Annotated in this window: 17 protein-coding genes; 8 read left to right on the forward strand and 9 right to left on the reverse strand. The window is 72.4% G+C overall.

The annotated features are described in order from the left end of the window. Nucleotides 1-91 precede the first annotated feature (91 nt). Both BIU94_RS15550 and BIU94_RS15555 read right to left on the reverse strand, forming a co-directional pair. Nucleotides 92-1,873, reverse strand: a complete 1,782-nt coding sequence (locus BIU94_RS15550; protein WP_071262723.1) for a class I mannose-6-phosphate isomerase — start codon at nt 1,871-1,873, stop codon at nt 92-94. Nucleotides 1,874-2,474: 601 nt separating this feature from the next. Beyond that, complete coding sequence (locus tag BIU94_RS15555) at nt 2,475-3,509, reverse strand: LacI family DNA-binding transcriptional regulator (RefSeq protein WP_071262724.1); 1,035 nt, start codon at nt 3,507-3,509, stop codon at nt 2,475-2,477. Between the two features lie 97 nt (nt 3,510-3,606). Between BIU94_RS15555 and BIU94_RS15560 the strand changes: the two genes are divergently transcribed. The 6 genes from BIU94_RS15560 to BIU94_RS15585 all read left to right on the forward strand — a co-directional run bounded on the left by BIU94_RS15560 (nt 3,607) and on the right by BIU94_RS15585 (nt 12,489). Then, the gene (locus BIU94_RS15560) at nt 3,607-4,908 is read left to right on the forward strand and encodes an ABC transporter substrate-binding protein (RefSeq protein WP_175473908.1); all 1,302 of its coding nucleotides are present in this window, start codon (nt 3,607-3,609) and stop codon (nt 4,906-4,908) included. Next, nucleotides 4,905-5,855 carry a carbohydrate ABC transporter permease gene (locus tag BIU94_RS15565; RefSeq protein ID WP_071262726.1) on the forward strand — a complete coding sequence of 317 codons (951 nt, stop codon included), beginning with the start codon at nt 4,905-4,907 and terminating at the stop codon, nt 5,853-5,855. The genes BIU94_RS15560 and BIU94_RS15565 overlap by 4 nt, the downstream gene beginning before the upstream one ends. Before the next feature lie 12 nt (nt 5,856-5,867). Beyond that, a complete protein-coding gene (locus BIU94_RS15570) occupies nt 5,868-6,686 on the forward strand; it encodes a carbohydrate ABC transporter permease (protein WP_071262727.1) in 819 nt (272 codons plus the stop codon). Between the two features lie 149 nt (nt 6,687-6,835). Beyond that, the gene (locus BIU94_RS15575) at nt 6,836-9,997 is read left to right on the forward strand and encodes a glycoside hydrolase family 38 C-terminal domain-containing protein (protein WP_071262728.1); all 3,162 of its coding nucleotides are present in this window, start codon (nt 6,836-6,838) and stop codon (nt 9,995-9,997) included. A 283-nt stretch (nt 9,998-10,280) separates the two neighbouring features. Next, nucleotides 10,281-11,165, forward strand: coding sequence for a pentapeptide repeat-containing protein (locus BIU94_RS15580; protein WP_071262729.1), 885 nt, complete (start codon nt 10,281-10,283; stop codon nt 11,163-11,165). 115 nt (nt 11,166-11,280) lie between these two features. Continuing rightward, entirely contained in the window at nt 11,281-12,489 is a 1,209-nt protein-coding gene (locus BIU94_RS15585) for a beta-1,3-glucanase family protein (RefSeq protein ID WP_071262730.1), read from the forward strand. 69 nt (nt 12,490-12,558) lie between these two features. On the opposite strand, the gene BIU94_RS15590 is transcribed toward BIU94_RS15585, so the two are convergent. The 5 genes from BIU94_RS15590 to BIU94_RS15610 form a co-directional block, all read right to left on the reverse strand. Further along, entirely contained in the window at nt 12,559-13,533 is a 975-nt protein-coding gene (locus BIU94_RS15590) for an NAD-dependent epimerase/dehydratase family protein (RefSeq protein WP_139196425.1), read from the reverse strand. A 25-nt stretch (nt 13,534-13,558) separates the two neighbouring features. After that, nucleotides 13,559-14,143 (reverse strand): TetR family transcriptional regulator, encoded by a 585-nt coding sequence (locus BIU94_RS15595; protein ID WP_071263028.1) that lies wholly within the window; start codon nt 14,141-14,143, stop codon nt 13,559-13,561. 253 nt (nt 14,144-14,396) lie between these two features. Beyond that, nucleotides 14,397-15,644, reverse strand: coding sequence for an endo-1,4-beta-xylanase (locus BIU94_RS15600; RefSeq protein ID WP_071262731.1), 1,248 nt, complete (start codon nt 15,642-15,644; stop codon nt 14,397-14,399). A gap of 266 nt (nt 15,645-15,910) precedes the next feature. After that, nucleotides 15,911-16,444, reverse strand: coding sequence for a GNAT family N-acetyltransferase (locus tag BIU94_RS15605; RefSeq protein WP_071262732.1), 534 nt, complete (start codon nt 16,442-16,444; stop codon nt 15,911-15,913). A 53-nt stretch (nt 16,445-16,497) separates the two neighbouring features. Next, the gene (locus BIU94_RS15610; RefSeq protein ID WP_071262733.1) at nt 16,498-16,998 is read right to left on the reverse strand and encodes a GNAT family N-acetyltransferase; all 501 of its coding nucleotides are present in this window, start codon (nt 16,996-16,998) and stop codon (nt 16,498-16,500) included. Between the two features lie 54 nt (nt 16,999-17,052). On the opposite strand from BIU94_RS15610, the gene BIU94_RS15615 reads away from it, so the two are divergent. Further along, a complete protein-coding gene (locus tag BIU94_RS15615) occupies nt 17,053-17,652 on the forward strand; it encodes a hypothetical protein (RefSeq protein ID WP_071262734.1) in 600 nt (199 codons plus the stop codon). A 5-nt stretch (nt 17,653-17,657) separates the two neighbouring features. On the opposite strand, the gene BIU94_RS15620 is transcribed toward BIU94_RS15615, so the two are convergent. Continuing rightward, nucleotides 17,658-18,329, reverse strand: a complete 672-nt coding sequence (locus tag BIU94_RS15620) for a DUF4166 domain-containing protein (protein ID WP_071262735.1) — start codon at nt 18,327-18,329, stop codon at nt 17,658-17,660. Then, complete coding sequence (locus tag BIU94_RS15625; RefSeq protein ID WP_083404906.1) at nt 18,326-18,955, reverse strand: SRPBCC family protein; 630 nt, start codon at nt 18,953-18,955, stop codon at nt 18,326-18,328. Before BIU94_RS15625 ends, BIU94_RS15620 begins: the two co-directional genes overlap by 4 nt. Before the next feature lie 192 nt (nt 18,956-19,147). Between BIU94_RS15625 and BIU94_RS15630 the strand changes: the two genes are divergently transcribed. Next, nucleotides 19,148-19,396: a DUF4287 domain-containing protein gene (locus tag BIU94_RS15630; RefSeq protein ID WP_071262736.1), complete on the forward strand. Its 249-nt coding sequence runs from the start codon at nt 19,148-19,150 to the stop codon at nt 19,394-19,396. Nucleotides 19,397-19,443 lie beyond the last annotated feature (47 nt).

Raw genomic sequence — 19,443 nt, forward strand, 5'->3', positions numbered from 1 at the left:
CGTCCGGATCCGCGGTCGGGCGTCGGGATCGGGCACAGCCGACCCCGGGCGCCGGCCGTGGCCGGCGCCCGGGGTCCGCTCGCATGCTCCGTCAGTCGCTCAGACCGGTCCCCCGCACGGCGGCCTTCACGGTGCCGAGCCGCTGTCCGACCCCGGCCCCCCAGGGCCGGATCGTGTAGCGACCGACGCTCGCGGGAACGATGAACGTCTCGGCGTAGTGCACGACGAACGGCTCGAAGGCGCCGTCGGGGCTCTCGACGACGGCCTCGGCACCCTCGACCAGGTTGAGCACGTTCACGGTGCCGTCGGTGTCGTGCGCGACGACGCCGTCGAACCAGTGCCGCCGGACCTCGATGAACTCGAGCTCGTGCAGCCCGGTGCGCTCCTCGACCCAGCCGTCGCCGCGAGCGACCTCGGTCACCTGGTTCACGAGCTCGTCGCGGGCGAAGTCGGTGCGGCGGTCCCACTGGATGTTGGCGAAGGCGTGGTCGAGGTGCACCGGGCGCGGCACGCCGTCCAGGCCGACCCGCCCCCAGTCCCACATCTTGAACGTGAAGATGTACGGCGTCGCCGAGATCTCCAGGACCATCGAGTCGGCGCCGGAGCAGTGCACGGTGCCGGCCGGGATGAGGAAGTGGTCGTGCTTCCGAGCCGGGAACCGGTTGACGTACCGGTCCGCAGCGAAGGGTTCCTCGCCCGCCGAGGCCGACCGGAGTGCGGCCTGCAGCTCGTCCGGGTCCGCGTCGTCACGGAGTCCCAGGTACACGACGGCGTCGTCGGCGGCGTCGAGCAGGTAGTAGCTCTCGTCCTGGGTGTAGGGCATGCCGAACACGTTCTGCATGTAGTCGGTGAGCGGGTGGACCTGCAGCGACAGGTTGCCGCCGTCCATGGTGTCGAGGAAGTCGAACCGGATCGGGAACTCGGCGCCGAACCGGGCGTGGGTCTTCACGCCGAGCAGTTCGCGCGGGTGGCGGAACACCAGGTCGAGCGCCGGCAGCTCCACGACGGTGTCGCCGATGCGGAACAGCAGACTGTTCTCCTCGGGGACGCAGTCGAAGCACCACGCGTAGTTGTCGGCGTCGCCGACCTCGAGGACCTCCTTCATCCACTGGCCGCCCCACACCCCGGGGTCGAAGAACGGCACGACGCGGAACGGCCGCCGGCTCGCGAGTTCCAGCCCGGCGCGGAAGGTGTCGCCGCTGATGAGCTTCGCCTCGGCCATCGAGGCGTTCGCGTCGAGCACGAGGTCGATCCGGTCGAACAGGGCGCGCTTGTGCCGGTCGGCCGTGCGCCACTCGACGAAGTAGCCGCGCTTGACCTTGCGGAGCTGGTCCTCGTCGCCGTTGTCGGCACGCCAGTTCGGCGCCCCGGCCCGCTGCCGACGCTGGATCTCCCAGCGCGCGAGGTCGGCGAGCACGACCGTGTCGAACGCGGTCGGTACGAGCGTCGCACCCCAGCCGACCACCACCACGGGGCCGTCGGTCGACCGGACACGCTCGGCGACCTGCTCGAGGTGTCCGGCGTCGTAGAAGTCGGCGAGGACCTGGTGCCCGAGCACCCCGAACACGCGGTCGTCGGTGAGGTTCGCGGCGATGCGCTCCTCGATCTCGGCGTTCGGCAGTGCGGCAGCGTCCTCGACGTCGATGACGAGGGCGTCGGGCACGGCAGCGGTGAGCTCACGGCAGAGCCCCGTCAGGTCCGACCCCGGGTACGTGTCGACGGCCATGGTGTGGTGCTCGGACGCGGTCAGGACCTCCGCCAGCCGACGCCAGGCGTCCGGACCGGCCCAGACGTCGTGGCCCGGCGGCAGCTCGATGACGGGAGCCTTGTCGTACTGGCCGGCGGTCACACCGGTGGGCAGGAAGGTGGACATGGGACCCCTTTCGCACTGATAACGTTACCAACATACCGTCGCACCCACGTTCCTCCGCAACCAGCACCTCGGCACCCGGTGCCCGCCGGTCTGCCCAGGTGCAGTTCCGCGCGTCGGTGGTCGATCCGCGCGTGGTGAGCAGAACCGCGCGTCGGAAGCCGTTCCTTCTCACCACCTACGCGCGGAACGGCTTCCCACACCACCCGCGATGGGACAGAACGTGCGTGGCGCCGGACGGGAGGCCCGGTGCCAGCCCGCCGCGAGCCTCCCGTCCGCGCCGCGTACGCTCCCCGCGCGCCGGCGGCAGTTCCGCGCGTGGTGAGCAGGATCGCGCGTAGGGAGCAGGTTCTTCCGGCCCCCGACGCGCGGAACAGCTTCCTACTCCACCTGCGATGGGACAGAACGTGCACGCCCGCCGGACGGGAGGCCCGGTGCCGGCCCGCCACGTGCCTCCCGTCCGCGCCGCGTGCGGTCCCCGCGCGCCGGCGGCGGTTCCGCGCGTGGTGAGCAGGATCGCGCGTAGGAAGCAGGTTCTTCCGGCCCCCGACGCGCGGAACGGCTTCCCACTCCACCCGCGATGGGACGGAACGTGCACGCCACCTCAGTGGTGCACGATGCTGACCGGCAACTCGACGCGCCGCGGTGCCTCGCCGTCGGCGCTCCCGTCCAGGCGGGACAGCAGCATCCGCGCGGCCACGCGGCCGAGCTCAGCGGGGTCGTGGTCGATCACCGAGAGCGGGATCGGCGCCATGTCGGCGAAGTCGAAGGAGTCGAAGGCGAAGAGCCGCGGCGGCCGGGCGACCGTGCCGTCGGCGACCACTCCGGCGATCGCGCGGATGGCGCCGACGCTGATCCGGTTGTTCGCCGCGAAGACCGCGGTCGGCGGCTCCGGCTGGTCGAGCAGCCGGCGCATCGCGTGTTCGGCCGCGGCGGCGTCCTGCAGCTCGAGGACGACCAGGTGCTCGTCGGGCTCGGACCCCCGCTCGTCGAAGGCACTACGGAAGCCGGCGAGGCGGCGTTGTCCGGTCGACACCGTGACCTTGTTGCCGAGGAAGGCGATCCGCCGGTGGCCCTCGTCGAGCATGATCGCGGTCGCGTCGTGGGCACCGCGGACGTCGTCGATGAGCACGGCGTCCGCGGGGGCGTCCTCGACGGTGCGCGACGCGAGGACGACGGGCGCGTCGTTCAGCCGGTCGGCCGTGAAGCGGGTGCCGTCCTGGCCGACGGGCACGACGATGAGGCCCTCGACCTGGCGACCGAGGAAGTCCGACAGCAGCTGCCGCTCGAGGTCGCCGTCCTCGTTCGTCGTGCCGACCAGGATGCGGCGGCCGGTCGCGGCGACGACCTGCTCGATGCCCTGCACGACGCCCGCGTAGTAGGGGTTGCCGATGTTCGTGATGAGCACGCCGACGAGGCCGGACCGCTGCCCGGGGCGCAGGCTGCGCGCGTTCTCGTTGCGGTGGTAGCCGACCTCGGCGATGACGCGCTCGACGTGCTCGCGGAGCGCCGGGCGGACGTTCTTGCCGCCGGAGAGTACGCGGGAGACGGTCATCGGGCTCACCTCGGCGACCCGTGCGATGTCCTTCACGGTCATCGTGGCCTTGCGGCCCGGCTCGGGTCCCTCGGCTGGCTGCATGCGTCCCTGTATACCGGACGGCCCACTTGCGGCCGTTCGTCGGCCGTGTATGCTCCACTTGGTAACGTTATCAATTCACCGTCGAATGGATCGTCCGATGCCGAACCCGCTCTCCCGAGGGCCCGCCGTGACCCGCCGTTCCGCACTCGCCGTCGGTGGCGGCGGCCTGCTCGCGCTCGCCCTGTCGGCGTGCGCCCGCGGCTCCGACACCCAGCCGTCCGCGCCCGGCACCGTCACGTTGAACAGCGACAACCCGACGTGGGGGCCCGGCTACGCGGCGGCCTCGGCGGTGCTCGCGAAGCGGACGGGGTACCGCATCACCTCGCGCTCGGTGGCGAGCGTCGCGAACTACGGGCAGATCATCCGGATGACGGCGCAGACCGACAGCACCACGGACCTCATCAAGTGGACGAACGGCTACCGACTGCAGGACATCGCCCGGGCCGACATCCTCACCGACCTGAACAGCGTGTGGGACGACGTCGAGCGGCGCGGGTGGGTCGACCCCGGGCAGCGCGAGTCCTTCAGCTACCGGGGCAAGGCGTACGGCGTCCCGCTCTACAAGAGCTACTACGCGGTCTTCTACAGCAAGAAGGCGTTCGCCGAGCACGGCATCCAGGTCCCGACGACCTTCGACGAGGTGATGGACGCTGCGCAGAAGCTCAAGGACGCCGGCATCACACCGTTCCTGTCCCCCGGCGCCACCACGTGGGAGGCCGAGATCTGGTTCATGCAGCTGCTCGCCTCGACCGACCCGGACTACTACCAGGCCGTCACGACCGACAAGGCGGAGTACACCGCCGACCAGGCCGTCGAGGCGATGGACCTCTGGTCGGGCATGTACGCCGACGGGTTCTTCTCCGCCCCGGACGTCACCTCGAACGACCTGCCCGGCCTGGTCGGCAAGGGCAGGTTCGGGATGATGCTCTACGGCACCTGGTTCGCGAACACCCTGCTCGCGGCGGGTCTGACCGACGACGACATCGGCTTCTTCCGTGTCCCGCCGCGGGGCGACGCGCCCGCCGCGGTCGTCGTCGAGAGCGGGTCGCTCTCCGTGCCGGTCAAGGCCCACCGGCACACGGCCGCCGTCGACGTCGCGAAGAACTGGCTCGCGACCGACGTGCAGACCGCCTGGGTCGGGTTCCTCGGTGACACGAGTCCGAACCCCGACGCCCTGCCGAAGTCCGACCTGGTGCAGGACCTGGCGAAGGACATCGCCGCCACCCGACCCGTCCAGCTGACGCGGTACTGGGAGGCCTCCCCCACCCCGCTCGTCGAGGGCAACGTGCAGGACCTCGGCGCCTTCATGGTGAACCCGTCGAAGGCGAACGGGGTCGCCACCCTGCGGTCCATGGAGAACCGGGCCCGGACCGAGTGGAAGATCTGGAACGCCGCATGACCATCACCCAGCCGCCCGTCCCCGAGACGGCCGTCGACCCCGCGGCCCGCACCGCTCCCGCCCGACGCCCGACCGCGCAGCAGCGCGTGCCCCTGCGGGCACGACTGACCGGCGGAGCGTTCCTCGCGCCGGCCGTCGTGCTCGTCGTGGTGCTCCTCGTCGCCCCGTTCCTGTTCACGATCTACCGCAGCTTCTTCGACGACAACGGCTTCACCCGCAGCTGGGTGGGCCTCGAGAACTACCGGGCGATGTTCGCGGACCCCGCGTTCGGCCAGTCCGTGCTCAACACCTTCCTGTGGGTGGTCGGCACCCTGCTGCTCCCCGTCGGGATCGGACTCGCGATCGCCGTCGGGACGTGGAAGCTCAAGCTCGGCGGACTGGCACGGTTCGCCATCGTGCTGCCCTACGCGATCTCCGGCTCGGCGACCGCCGTCGTCTGGACCTTCATGCTCTCGACCGACGGCGGCCTCGACACCCTGCTGCGGACGTTCGGGCTCGACGGTCTGGTGTCGCAGTGGCTGCTGCAGTGGCCGCTCAACACCGTGATGATGATCATCGCGACGACGTGGCAGGCCACCGGCGCGTGCGTGATCCTGTTCCTGGTCGGCCTGCAGTCGATCCCGCCGAACACGCTCGAGGCCGCGCAGATCGACGGTGCCTCCGGCTGGCGGCTGTTCTGGTCCGTGACCTTCCCGCAGCTGCGTCCGATGACCGTGGTCGTCGTCGGCATCTCGATCGTCGGCAGCCTGAAGGTGTTCGACCAGGTGCTGCTGCTCACGAACGGCGGCCCCGGCACCGCGTCGGAGACCCTGGCGCTGACGATGTACCGCGAGACGTTCACGCTCTCCCGCTACGGTTCCGGCGCCGCCGTGTCCGTCTTCCTCACCCTGGTCGTGGTGGTCGCCTCGTACGCCTACCTCCGCCGGCAACTCCGTCCCACCGACTAGCAGGAGCCCGAGATGACCAAGACCTCCCGCCGGATCCTGACGGTCGTGCTGATCGTCGTGTCCCTGATCTGGCTGATCCCGTCGTACCTGCTCGTCGTCAACGCGTTCACCCGCGGCGCCGACTACTCGGGCACGCCGTCGTGGTGGCCCACCTCGTGGTCGCTGTTCGAGAACATCGGCATCGCGTTCCGGAACGCCAACGTCGGCCAGGGCATGGCCAACAGCCTGCTCTACTCGGTCGTCGGCGCGGGTGCCGCGGTGTTCATCGCCGCGCTCGCCTCGTTCGCGGTGACGATCATGCCGGTGCGGCGCCCGACGCTGTGGTTCTGGGTGATCTACATCGGCACGATCCTGCCGCTGCAGGCGTTCCTGTCGCCGCTCTTCACCGGGTACGCGGCCGCGTCGCTGTTCGACACCCAGTACGGCATGCTGCTCGTCTACGTGGCACTGACGATCCCGTTCGCGTTCTTCGTGGTGCGCGGGCACATGACCGGCCTGCCGAACGAGGTGCGCGAGGCCGCGTCGCTGGACGGCGCCGGCTGGGTGCGGATGTTCTTCCAGGTCCACCTGCCGCTGTCGACCAGCGCACTGCTCGCCGCCTTCGTGTTCCAGTTCACCTGGATCTGGAACGACCTGCTGTTCGGCCTGACGCTCTCGTCGAGTCCGAACATCCGGCCGGTGATGGCGACCCTGGCCGACCTGACCGGCAACTACTCGACGTACGGACCGCCGGTCGCGTTGGCCGGCGCGCTCGTTGCGTCGCTGCCGACGGTGATCGTGTTCTTCGCGTTCCAGCGGTTCTTCGCCCGTGGCCTGAACCCGACCGCCTGACCCCGACCGCCTGACCCCGACCGACCGGCCGGCCGCCCCTCCGGCCTCCGGCCCGGCCCGGCCCGTCCCAGCCCGATCACCCGCCTCCCTCGCCTCCCCGGCCGCCCCCGGCTGCCCGACCACCCCGACCTCGAAGGACTCCCCCGACGATGACCGACACCGCCCTCGTCTCCGCCCAGCCCTGGTCCCACCTGGAGGCCCGCGCCGGCCTCCTCGACCGCGCCACCGTGGCCGCCGCGACCGTCGGCGGGACGCGCGTGCGTGTGATCCCGGAGCCGCTGCTGACCGAGCGCGACGGCGTCCCCGTGCAGAGCGTGCGCGTGCTGCTCGGCGAGGACACCGAGACCCACACCGACACCGACACCGAGCCGGACGCGACCACGTCCGCCTTCGGCGCGACCCTCACCGGGCCGGACGGCGACCGGGTCGTCGCCCACGCGCCGTCCCCCGACGCCGGGTCGGTCCGGCTGCTCGTCCGGACCGTCGACGCGCCGACCGACGTCACCCTGGCGCTGCCCGGGCTCGGCGACGAGACCGTCTCGTTCGTGCTGCTCCCGCAGCGCGCGTGGTCCGTGCACGTGGTGCACCACTCGCACTTCGACTTCGGGTACACCGACCCGCAGACGACCGTGATCTCGTCGCAGCGGTCCTACCTGGACTCCGCCGTCGAGCTCGCCAGTGCGACCCGGGACTGGCCCGACGCAGCCAGGTTCCGCTGGAACGTCGAGGCGCTGTGGGCGTTCGCGGACTGGGAGCGCCACCGCCCGGCCGCGAAGGTCGCCGAGTTCGTCGAGCTCGTCCGCCAGGGCTCGATCGGCCTCAGTGCGATGCCGTACAACCTGCACACGGACACCTGCTCGACCGAGGAGCTGCACGAGCTGTTCCGCGAGGCCCGCCGGATCCGCGACCGGTACGGCATCGACTTCACCACTGCGATGCAGACCGACGTCCCCGGGCAGGTCGCCGGCCTGCCCGACGCCCTGCACGACGTCGGCGTGCGGTACCTCGCCGTCGCGCACAACTGGGCCGGGCGCTCGATGCCGCACCAGAACGGTGCGCTCGACCTGCCGCGCATGTTCCGCTGGCGCACCCCGGCCGGCAACTCCGTCGTGGTCTGGATGACCGACAGCCCGCACGGCCTGGCGTACATGGAGGGGCCCATGGTCGGCCTGACCGAGTCGTACGAGGTCGCCGAGGCGTACCTGCCCGCGTACCTCACCGCGCTCGCGACGCGCGGCTACCCGTTCCCGCCCGGGGTGTTCGGCGCGCACGGCGAGCAGGCCGAGGGACGGCCCGGCTACCCGTGGGACGTGCTGCACCTGCGGACGCAGGGCTTCATGGGCGACAACGGGCCGGCGCGGCTGCACCTGTCCGAGGTGGTCCGCCGCTGGAACGAGACCTGGACGTCGCCGACGCTGCGGGTCTCGACGAACGAGGACTTCTTCGCCGAGGCCGAGGCACGGCACGGCGACGACCTCGTCACGATCGAGGGCGACTGGGGCGACTGGTGGGTCGAGGGCGTCGGGTCGGCCGCCGTGCCGCTCGCCCTGGTCCGCGAGGCACAGGCCACGGTGAGCGACGCCCGCTCCTTCTCGCAGGCAGCCGCCTGGCTCGGCGGTCAGGCCGTCCCGACCGAGCACGCCGACGCGGGGTCGGCCTGGGACGCGATCTCCATGTTCAACGAACACACCTGGGGCGCGAGCAACTCGTGGACCCACGGTGACGAGGGCTACGACTCCGGCGAGCGCCAGTGGCAGTGGAAGGTGGGGCAGGCGATCACCGCCCACCAGCGCGGCCGCGACCTCGAGGAGCACGCCCTCGTCTACCTCGCCGACACGGTGGCGGCACCCGACGACGCCCTCGCCGCGATCGTCGTCGCGAACGCCTCCGGTGCGACGCGCACGGGCGTGGTCCGGTTCCTGCTCAAGGAGTCCTCCGTGCCGCTCGACGCCCCGGTCGCGCTCCGCGACGGCCGGACCGGCGACGCGCTGCCGGTCGTCGTCGAACCGCAGTCGAACGCACTGCACCGCGAGTCCGGTCGCTGGGTCTCGGTGCAGCTGACGGACGTGCCGGCGTTCGGCTTCGTCCGGGTCGACGTGCTGCCGGGCACCGCGGAGCCGGAGCCGCCGCGCGTCCACGACCCGCTCACGACGCCGGCCGCCGAGCTCTTCACCCTCGAGAACGCGTACCTGCGGGTCGCCGTCGACCCGCGCACGTCGACCATCCGGTCCGTCGTCGAGCTCGCGACCGGCCGCGAGATCGTCGAGCAGGACGCACCGGCCGGCTTCAACGGGTACGTCTACGACGAGTACGGGTCGTCCGGCGCGGGCGTCAACCACCTGGCGAACAAGCTGTGGAGCTCCGACCGGCTCGAACTCCTCGCCTCGCGCACGGTCGGCGGCCCCGCGGTCCTGGTCGAGCGGGTCTCCGACGCCGTCGAGGAGCGCCTGGTCTACCGCTTCGCCGCCGCCGGGGTCGACGCGGTCACGGTGACGCTGCGGCTGCGGCACGGCGAGCCCCGGCTGCGGATCGCGAACCGGCTCGAGAAGCCGGTGACCCGCACGAAGGAGAGCGCGTTCTTCGCGTTCCCCTTCGCCGCGGCGGAGCCGGTCGTCCGCTACGAGGTCTCCGGCGGCGTCACCGGTGACGGCCTGGCGCACGTGCCGGGTGCGCCGCAGCACATGCGCGCGATCCGCAACTGGGTGAGCGTGCAGGACCGCGACGACGCCGTGGTCTGGGTGACGAAGGACGCACCGCTGGTCCACCCGGGCACGATCTCGTTGCCCTACGCGCCGTTCCCGGCGAGCACGAGCCCGGCGCGAGCGGCGACCGTCTACTCGTGGCTGCACAACAACGTGTGGGACACGAACTTCCCGATCGAGCAGGGCTTCACCGCGACGTTCGAGTACGCCCTCGGGGTCCGTGCCGAGGCCGGGCAGTCCGTCGAGGCCGTCGCCCTGCAGACGACGGCGGACCTGGTCCGTCCGATGGCGACGGTCCCCGCAGCCGGTCCCGGCTCGGGCGCGGACGCGTCGGCCGAGCTCCTCACCCTGGAAGACGACCGCGTCCGCCTGGTGTCCGTGGTCGCGGGTCCGGACGACCGGCAGTCGATCGTCCGCCTGCAGTCGGTGTCCGACCAGCCGGTCACGCTCACGCTCCGCGTCGGCACCGCCGTCGGTGCGGCGGCACGCAGCACCTACCTCGGCGACGACGCACCCGGCTCGGTCGAGGTCCTCGACGACGGCGTGCGACTCGCGCTCCGACCCTTCGAGGCCACGGCCGTGCGGCTCACGAGACTGCCGCAGGACTGACGGACGGGAGGCGCGGGGCGGGGCCGACCCGCGCCTCCCGTCCGTCACCGGTCGCGACCACGACGCGGACGCGACCCGACGGGCGGGCTGCGGCCCGCCGCCGTGCGGCGGTACCCTCGCAGCAGTGACAGCTCCCACCGCCCTGTGACCCAGGGCCCACCCAGCGACACCCGTTCGCTCCTCGGACGAGGGGCGGTGGTCTCGTGTGCCCGGAACCGGGACTCCGATCGGAGTCCCCGCTCCCCCGCCACCCACACGACACCGTCCGAGAGAGCCCGTCACCATGACCACCGATCGTTCCACCGACCCCACCGCTGACCGTTCCGCGCTGCGAGCCGACTGCGCGAACTGCGCCGCCCTGTGCTGCACCGCCTTCGGGTTCCAGCGCTCCGCCGACTTCCCCGTCGACAAGCCCGCCGGCACCCCGTGCCGGAACCTGACCGCCGGGTTCTCCTGCTCGGTCCACGACTCGCTCCGTCCCCGGGGGTTCCGGGGCTGCACCGTCTTCGACTGCTTCGGTGCGGGGCAGTACGTGTCGCAGGAGCTGTTCGGCGGACGGAACTGGCGGGACCACCCCGAGGTCCGCTCGGGGATGTTCCGGGCGTTCGCCGTCGCGCGGCAGCTGCACGAGCTGCTCTGGTACCTCGCCGAGGCCCGGACCCGGGCGGTCGGGCCGGAGACGGCGGCGCAGGCCGCCGCGCTCGAGCAGCAGGTCCGGGCCGTGCTCGACGGGGACGTCGACGGGCTGCTCGACCACGACGTGCAGCGGACGCACGCCGCCGTGCGGGACACGCTCGTCGAGGTCAGCGCGGAGGTCCGCGGCGGCTTCCTCGCCGACGACGTGGCCGATCAGGCAGGGCTCCGGCCGGGCGCGGACCTCGCCGGCCGTGACCTCCGGTCGCTGCGGCTGATCGGTGCCGACCTACGCGGGGCGTCGCTCATCGCGGCGGACCTGCGCGGTACCGACCTGGCGTCCGCCGACCTGCTCGGCGCGGACCTCCGCGACGCCCGGCTCGACGGGGCGGACCTGTCGTCCGCCCTGTTCGTCTCGCAGCCGCAGGTCGACGCCGCGCGAGGCGACCACGACACCCGGCTGCCGGCCGACCTGCGTCGTCCTGGCCACTGGGAGGGGACGACCGGGGGACGCGCTTGTCCCTCGTTGTGCTGATTGTCGCCGTCGACCGACCGGTCTACCGTCGCTTGCGCGCGGCAACGGGGTCGCTGTCCTCGATCGGCTGCGCCCCACCGCCGCCGTCCACGAGCGGCTGATCGAAGGAGATCACGTGCACGAATCCGCCAAGCCCTCGGCCCTCAGCCGCCGCGCGTTCCTCGGAGCGGGTGCCGCCGGGCTCGCCGCCGCGGCGTTCCCGGTCACCGGCGAGTCACTCGGCCTGCTCCGCCCCGCTGCGGCGAGCGCGGCGGCGCTGCTCCCGGTGGGCATCGTCAACCGCACCGGGAACTACGCCGACGAGAACGTGTGGATCCACGTCGTCGGGACGGACCTCGGCACCGGTCAGCTCGGGCACGTGACGCCGGAGGGCACCTTCCACGCTGCCAGCACGAGCGACAACGGTGCGGACGGGATCGCGCACTGGGGCGTCCGGCTCAGCGACGCGCGGACGGTGATCATGCCGGCCGGCGGCATGTCCGGCCGCATCTACGTCTCGCTCGGGCAGGAGATCCCGTTCCGGGTCGTCGGCACCGCCGGTGGCGCCGGCGTCGTGCAGCCCGTCGGCTGGGTGAGCGGCGACCCGACCTTCTCGGTATTCCACGACTACTTCGAGTTCACGTGGCAGAACGGCTCGATGTACTGCAACTCGACCCAGGTCGACATGTTCAGCATCCCGATCGCCATCCAGCTGCAGGGCGCTCGGAACCAGACCATCGGCGTGGTGCGCGACGGCGGCCGCTCGGCGTTCTTCGACCGCATGCGCGGCACCGAGGGGTTCGCCGACCTCGTCGTCGACGACGTCCGCGTCATCGCGCCGGGGCACGGCATCGACGTCGGTCGGTTCAGCGGGACCTACCTGGACGGGTACGTCCGCGAGAGCTGGGACGCGTACACGCAACGCGACCTGCTCGTCGACGCGAACGCCGCGCGGTACACCCTGCGGACGAGCGGCGACGTGATGACCGCGACGCGGGTGGGCGGCGGCCAGGTCGCGCAGTACCGACTGCCGTCGACGCGGGACGTGTTCTACTGCGACGGCAACCTCGCGGCGCCGAACGACGGGGTCGTCGGGCCGATCGCCGCGGTGCTCGGGGCGGCGCTGAACCGCTCGACGCTGCGCGACGTCGGGACGCAGCCGACCACCGACCCGTCGGGCTTCTACCGTCAGCCGCGGACGAACCACTACGCGGCGGGCCTGCACGACGTCCACACGGACGGCAAGGCGTACGGGTTCCCGTTCGACGACGTGGGGAGCTTCGCCTCGTACATCGAGGACGGCGCCGCCACCTCGTGCACGCTGACGATCGGCCCGCTCGACTGATCGCGGGCGCAAGCACGTGGCAGGTGCCGGCGACGCGCGGCGCGCGGCGTGCAGCTGCCGCGTCGTTCCTCAGGTGTCGGTCGCCCCGAGCGCCGCGAGCACCGCACGCTCGTCGGCCAGCGGCAGCCCCGACCGCCGGGCTCGCTCGACGCCGCGCGCCTGCTCGTCCTCGAGCACCCGACGCAGGGTCTCCTGCAGCGGTCGGGTGCGGCCGCCCGCAGCGCGGAAGGCCGCACCCGACCGTCGGGCGAACCCCGCGGCGGACGTCGGCAACCACAGCGGCAGCGAGCGCGGACCCGCCCAGTACTGCACGTCGTGGGCGAGCAGCGCGTCGTCGTCCGCCTCGACGAACCCGCCGGTGTACCCGGCGAGCGCCGCGACCTGGCGCAGGACGTCGCCGAGCCGCTGCGGCGCTCCGACCACGTTGACGGTGCCGACGAAGCCGGTCAGTCCGGCGTGCACGATCCACGCCGCCAGGTCCGTCACGTCGACGACCTGGACGGACCGCTCGGCGAGGACGGGGACCAGCACCGGGCCGGGTCGGCTCAGTCGGGCCGGCCAGTACCCGAACCGGTCGCTCGGGTCGCCCGGACCGACGATCAGACCCGGGCGGACGATCGCGAGCCGGTCGCCGAGCCGCGCTCGGGTGGCCCGTTCGGCGGCGACCTTCGCGGCGCCGTACTCCGACAGGTCGTCGGGCTCGACGAGCGCCGCGGACTCGTCAGCATCGGGCTCGGCGTCGTCGGCGTACACCGACACGGTCGAGACGAGGGTCCAGTGCGCCGCACGATCGGCGAGCGCATCGAGCGCGGGGCCGACGAGGTCCGGCGCGTGCGCGAGTTCGACGACCTCGTCCCAGTCCCCCGTCACCGCGTCGTACGCGCCCGGCTGCAGCCGGTCCGCCCGCACCAGTTCGGCACCGTCCGCGACCGCACCGGACTCGCCGCGGGCGAGGCACACGACCTCGGCCCCGGACTCGACGGCAGCCCGGGCGACCTCGCGACCGAGCCACCCCGTCCCGCCGAGGACCAGCACACGGCGCACGTCGCCCGTCATCATCGGAGCCGGGTCAGCCGACGATGGCGGCGACGGCGTCCACGACGACCTGCCGACGCCGTGCCGGGGTGACCGCGTGCACGAGGGCGTCGTACTCCGGCGCGGTGGTCGGCGCGGTCACGCTCCAGAGCGCGGCGAGGTGCAGCACCAGACCGAGCAGCACCGCGGGCCGGTAGGACCGGGGCAGCACCCCCGCACGTTGTGCGTGCTCGACGGCTGCCACCGCTTCGGTGTTGCGGGCGACGACTGCTTCGAGGGGTTCGGCGTCGCCGCGCTCCAACCGGTGCCAGGCCGCGAGCCGCGGTGCCCACGGGCGGCGGGCCAGCGAGTCGTGCAGCCGTCCGGCGAAGGCGGGGAGGTCGTCGGTGTCGACCGGCACCTCGGCAAAGGTCTCGGCGACGGTCTGCTCGACGAGGGCGTCGAACAGGCCCTCCTTGCTGCCGAAGTAGTGGAAGACCTGGGCCTTGTTGCTCGACGCCGCCGCCGCGATCCGCTCGACCTTCGCTCCGTTGCACCCGAGCGCCGCGAACTCGTCGCGCGCGGCGAGCAGGAGTCGCGCCCGGACGGCGTCGGCGGCGGGCGGCGTGAATCGGGCCATGCCGACCACCGTACCGACCCGGGCGCCCGGGCGGGTCGCACCGTGGGGTGGTCGCGACCACGGCCGGACGGGAGGCGCGGTGTCAGCTGGCACCGCGCCTCCCGTCCGCGGTGGGTGCGGAACCGCGCGTCGGAAGCAGGATCGCGCGCGGAAGGCAGGATCGCGCGCAGGAGGTCGGAAAAAAGGGCTCCCTACGCGCGGGACGTCGCACCACGCGCGGAACTGCAACCAGGGCCCGGCGCTCCGCGGGTGGTCAGGCGACGACCTGGACCCGAGCGGGCACGTCGGCGATCGTGAACGGCGTGGACGTGCCCCGCACGTCGACGCGGTAGTCGCCGCGGAACCCGCGGACCTGCACCGCTCCGCGTTCGTCGGTGCGCAGCACCGTCGGGCCGAGCCACCACTCCTGCTTGACCAGGCGACGGAGCGCGTCGTAGGACGGCTTCGGCGTGCCGTCGGCGCGCACGAGGCCGATCGGCGCACCGAGCCAGGCGTCGGCGTCGGTGATGCCCCAGTAGGTGATGGCCTCAACGGCGGGGTGCCCGACGAGGCTGCGGTAGTGCCGCTCGACGTCGTCGGCCTGGCGCGCCTCACCCTCGGGCGTCGACGGCCACGAGTCGACCTGGTGGTCGTTCAGGTCGACGATGTGCGCGGGCATGAGGTCACCCGAGACGAGCGAGGTCTCGGTCAGGTGCAGCGGCAGCCCGTACCGGGCGAAGCGGTCGACCATGGCGAGCATCGTCTCCTCGCCCCAGTAGCCCTGGTGCATGTGGGTCTGCAGGCCGATGGCGTCGATCTGCACCCCGGCCTCGAGCACGCCCTCGATCAGGCACTCGTACGCGCTCGACAGGTCGAAGTCGTTGAGCAGCAGGGTGGCGTTCGGGTTCGCGGCGCGGGCCTCGTCGAAGGCCATCCGGATCATCGGGATGCGGCCCCGGGCCCGAGCGAGCGGCGTGATCGCGTTGTCGCCGTTGTCGAACAACGGCATGATGACGACCTCGTTGATGGCGTCCCAGGTGTCGATGATGCCGGCGGCGTCCGACACCTCGCGGCGGATGCGCGCACGCAGCAGCTGCTCGACCTCGTCCGTCGGCAGCCCGAGCAGCCAGTCGGGCTGGACGGTGTGCCAGACGAGCGGGTGCCCCTTCACGGCGATGCCCCGCCCTCGGAACCACCGTGCGGCGGCGAGCAGGCGGCGGGTGTCGGGGGCACCGCGCTCGGGCTCGAAGCGACCCCAGTAGAACGGGAGCGTCGCGGTGTTGAACACGTCCGCGAACAGGTCGGCGAGGTGCGCGGTGGCGTCTGGGTCCGCGTCTGCGTCTGCGTCTGCGGCGAGGTCGACGAAGTCGAAGCCGATGTTGCCGAAAGTGAAGGCGTGGCGGGTCTGCTCGACGGTCACCTCGGTGTCACGCAGCGGAGCACCGCTCGCGTCGACGATCGTCAGCGTGGCCGCTCCCTGTCGGTGTGCCGGCCCGGTCGGTGTCGTGGTCTCGTGCGGCATCGCTCGTCCTCCGACGTCGGCGTCGACGTCCCGCGGGGCGCTCGCCGGGCGGAGTCGTCCGCCGGTGACCCGACGTGCGCGCCACGGTAGCACTGGGCCCGACGGGCCGGGGCGGGACAGCGCGGTCGGCGATGTCCCGCGCGTTCCTTCCCACAGCGCCTGGCATGGGAAGCAGGATCGCGCATGGCAGGTCGGAAGAACGGGCCTCCCATGCGCGAAACACCTCACCACGCGCGGAACACCTCACCACGCGCGGAACTGCACCCCTAGGACGCGACGGGCCGCGCGAGCTCGACGAGTCGGAGCGGCGCCGCGCCGGGGACCTCGCCGAGCAGGTGGAGGTCACGGGTCCGACCGGTCGCCGTGAAGCCCCGGCGCGCGTAGAAGCGCCCCGCCGGCACCGCCTGGTCGTACACCTCGAGGCGGAGCTGCTCCCCTCGTCCCCGCGCCCAGGCGATGACGTGGTCGAGCAGTGCGTCCGCCACCCCGTGGCCGCGCCCCCGGAACCCCGGCGTGACGTAGACCCCGGTGAGCACCGGGTCGGCCCCGTGGGCGTCCCCGACCTGGCCGCTCATCATGCCGATCCACCGCCCGGTGGCGTCGATGGCTGCGAGGCTCGTCGCGTCCCCGGCCTCGCCGCGTCGGGCCCGGAGCCGCCACTCGTCCTCGGACATCCGGAGCGTGTACTCGCGCGTCGCGCCGTACGAGATCGGGTTGTCCGTCGCATTCTCGACGCGGAGCGCCCGCACCCGCTCCCAGTCCTGTTCGGTCGTGGTCCGGATCGAGAAGGCGTCGGGCATGTCCGCAGCGTACCGGCGCCGACCGGACCGCTCGCTCCGGTCCGCTCGAGCCCCTAGAGCGACATCCCGAGCACGGTCCGCACCGCGATGGCCCCGCCCCGGTCGTCCTCACGCCGCTCCATCCCGAGCTTGCGCGCGACCCGCTCCGAGGCGGTGTTCTCCGGATGGATGATCGCCACGAGGTCGCTCGCGTGCAGGACGTCGCGGGCGAGGTTCCGGCAGGCAGTCGCGGCCTCGGTCGCGAAGCCCTGCCCCTGCAGCGCCGCCCGCACGTGGTAGCCGACCTCGAGCGCCGGCGTCCCGTTGACGTCCTGCCACGTGAGACCACAGTCCCCGACGAAGTCGCCGTCGAGGGTCTCCACGATCCACAGCCCGTGGCCGTGCTCGGCGTAGTTCTCCTGGTTCCAGGCGATCCACCGGGCGGCGTCCTCGCGGCTCTTCGGCGCGGGGTAGAACGCCATCACCTGCGGGTCGCCGAGCAGCGCGGCCATGTCGTCGAGGTCGTCCGGCGTCATCTCGCGGAACCGGAGCCGCATGGTGGGGGCAGGGAGCATGACAGCACGGTAGCGCTGACCGTCACCACGGTCCGGCGGCCCTACCATCGGGGCATGGTGGACAGGGTCGTGCTCGTCATGGCCGAGTACGGCGTCGACGCACCGCTGTGGCTCCGCGGGGAGCGCGATCCGTACGAGGTCGACGATGCAGTCGACCGCGCGCTGAGCGCAGAGCTGCGCGTCGCGCTCCGCGAGTGGAACGAGGTGTTCGAGTCGACCGAGGAGTGGCCGTCCGCAGCGGTCGGCGCCACCCACCGCACCGACGCGTTCGAACTGGCCGCCCGCGTGCAGCTCGAGCTCGGCGACGGGACGCACGTCTGGTGCGGCGCCGGCGCGGGGATCGACGTGGTCGCCGAGTCCGGTCGTGCGGTGGTGCTGACCGCTGCACGGTCTGGCACCGACGTCGAGTTCCTGCAGGACGGCCGCCGCGACGTCCGGACCGCCAGGGAGGCCGGTGCGTACCCGGCCACCGCGAAGGCGATCGTGCACTGGCGAGCACTCAGCGAGCGCGTCGGGTTGCCGTACGGGGACGCCGAGACCCGAGCACTCGGACTGCGCACCGCCGGTCGCGTGCAGGCCGACGTCGGCGCGGGCATGCAGACCGTGTTCTTCGCCGGAGCCGCGGAGCCGTACTCGCTGCGCGACCTCGACTGAGCCGGTCAGGTCCGCGCTTCGGTCCGCACCGGCTTCAGCCGTTCCGGCGCGTCCGTCGCCGGCGTCCACTCGCACGTGAAGGACCCGCGGTACCCGAACAGGAAGCCGAACACGCGGTTGTGCACCTCGAGGTCGACGTGGAACGACTGGTCGTCGTCGGACCACCACTCGTGCAGGGTCGCGCGACCGCTGAACAGCATCGGGAACCGGAACGACACCGGTCCCTCGTGGAACCGCTGCGCGTCCGAGGTGAGGACGAGTCCGCCCCGGTCGTCGACGGCGAGGTCGAGGTCGACCGCCAGGTGCTGGTGCGACCCGAGGTAGTCGAGCACCCGCCCGTCGACGAGGACCATCGTCGCGTCGAAGCGGGCGGTGCGTCCGGGCTTCGTCGAGTACGTGCGCACGAACGTGACCGTCTCGCGGCCGTACCGGTCGCGGTACGGGTAGTTCTCGATCGTGAACGGGACGTCACAGCCGACGTCCGGCACGAGGATGTTGCGGAGTCGTCCGATCTGCAGGAACGGCACCGTCCACCACGGGCCCCGACGGATCGACGACATGACGCCCTGACCCGTGCAGGCCTCGCCCGCGTCGAGTCCGACGCCGAACCGGCGTCGCATCATCGGGTGCAACCGCTGGAAGTCGGCGCCGAGCGCCTCCTCGAAGACCGACGTCACGGCGTGCCTCCCGGCGTGGGCAGGCTCGCCAGCGTGGCCGGCGCGTCCTGCAGGTGGTCGCCCCGGCGAGAGGCCCCCGCCGGCGCGCGGAGCGTCCGGGAGGCCCGGGGCCGGTCCCGCCGCCAGGGCTGCAGCACCGAGGTGAGCGGCCAGGCCTCCGGCTCGGCCCCGCCTTCCAGCCAGATCCGGAGACGGTCGAAGCTCCAGGCCGTCGCCCACCCGAGGAGCGGCCGGACGACCAGGTCGAGCGGCCCCCAGCCGCTGTCGTAGTCGTACCCGGTGATGAAGCGCGTGCGGCCGTCCTCCGTCGGGACGTACCGCCAGTAGCCACGCCCCTCGCGGATCGGCGAGAGCCGGTCGGCGGTCGAGAACCGCAACGCCGACGTCCGGGAACCGTCCGGCCGACGCCGCTCGCCGATCGACACACCGGTCCCGTGCACGTCGTGCACCGGCGACCGTCGGACGTAGGTGAACCGCACGGGTCCGTCACCGTCAGTGTGCTCAGGCACGATCTCCGAGAACCGGACGTCCCACCGCACGTGCTGCCCGGGCTCCTGCGTCGCGGCCCACACGTGCTCGATGTCGGCCGCGATGACGGTCTCGACGTAGATGCCCCGGTTCCCCACGCCGCGAGCATAGCGAGCGCCCGTCGCCGGACGACACCGCGACCGGCACCGGGTTCCGGACGCGACCAGCCGACGGACGGGAGGCACGGTGCGGGCTGGTACCGCGCCTCCCGTCCGACAGGGACGCACGCTGGCCGTCCGCTCGAGCGGAACACGTTCCCGCCGCACCGTCGGTTGGCTACCCTGTGGAGCATGCCCGAGTTCCGCGTGTTCGCTCCGTCGCAGCCGACCGACGGCTCCGGCGTGAAGGGTCCCGCCTCGTACTTCCCGAGCATCGAGCGCACCTACGGTCGCCCGGTGCAGGAATGGTTGGACCTGGCGAACGAGCGGCTCGACGGCGAGACGCACATGCAGGTCGTGGCCTGGCTGAAGACCGAGCACGGCCTGGGACACGGACACGCGAACGCCGTCGTCGCCTACGTCAAGGCCGCCCGCGCCTGACACGGGCGTCCGTCCGGGCCTCGAAGCGTGGGCCCATGCCGACCGGA

It is taken from the genome of Curtobacterium sp. MMLR14_006, assembly GCF_001864985.1.
In the GTDB taxonomy this organism is placed as follows: domain Bacteria; phylum Actinomycetota; class Actinomycetes; order Actinomycetales; family Microbacteriaceae; genus Curtobacterium.

Excerpts from the sequence above, each read along its gene's own strand:
- BIU94_RS15570 (WP_071262727.1), top strand. The coding sequence starts at position 5,868 with ATGACCAAGACCTCCCGCCGGATCCTGACGGTCGTGCTGATCGTCGTG.
- BIU94_RS15610 (WP_071262733.1), bottom strand. The coding sequence starts at position 16,998 with ATGCTCCCTGCCCCCACCATGCGGCTCCGGTTCCGCGAGATGACGCCG.
- BIU94_RS15600 (WP_071262731.1), bottom strand. The coding sequence starts at position 15,644 with ATGCCGCACGAGACCACGACACCGACCGGGCCGGCACACCGACAGGGA.
- BIU94_RS15575 (WP_071262728.1), top strand. The coding sequence starts at position 6,836 with ATGACCGACACCGCCCTCGTCTCCGCCCAGCCCTGGTCCCACCTGGAG.
- BIU94_RS15605 (WP_071262732.1), bottom strand. The coding sequence starts at position 16,444 with ATGCCCGACGCCTTCTCGATCCGGACCACGACCGAACAGGACTGGGAG.
- BIU94_RS15565 (WP_071262726.1), top strand. The coding sequence starts at position 4,905 with ATGACCATCACCCAGCCGCCCGTCCCCGAGACGGCCGTCGACCCCGCG.
- BIU94_RS15560 (WP_175473908.1), top strand. The coding sequence starts at position 3,607 with ATGCCGAACCCGCTCTCCCGAGGGCCCGCCGTGACCCGCCGTTCCGCA.
- BIU94_RS15550 (WP_071262723.1), bottom strand. The coding sequence starts at position 1,873 with ATGTCCACCTTCCTGCCCACCGGTGTGACCGCCGGCCAGTACGACAAG.
- BIU94_RS15595 (WP_071263028.1), bottom strand. The coding sequence starts at position 14,143 with ATGGCCCGATTCACGCCGCCCGCCGCCGACGCCGTCCGGGCGCGACTC.
- BIU94_RS15630 (WP_071262736.1), top strand. The coding sequence starts at position 19,148 with ATGCCCGAGTTCCGCGTGTTCGCTCCGTCGCAGCCGACCGACGGCTCC.
- BIU94_RS15580 (WP_071262729.1), top strand. The coding sequence starts at position 10,281 with ATGACCACCGATCGTTCCACCGACCCCACCGCTGACCGTTCCGCGCTG.
- BIU94_RS15615 (WP_071262734.1), top strand. The coding sequence starts at position 17,053 with ATGGTGGACAGGGTCGTGCTCGTCATGGCCGAGTACGGCGTCGACGCA.
- BIU94_RS15555 (WP_071262724.1), bottom strand. The coding sequence starts at position 3,509 with ATGCAGCCAGCCGAGGGACCCGAGCCGGGCCGCAAGGCCACGATGACC.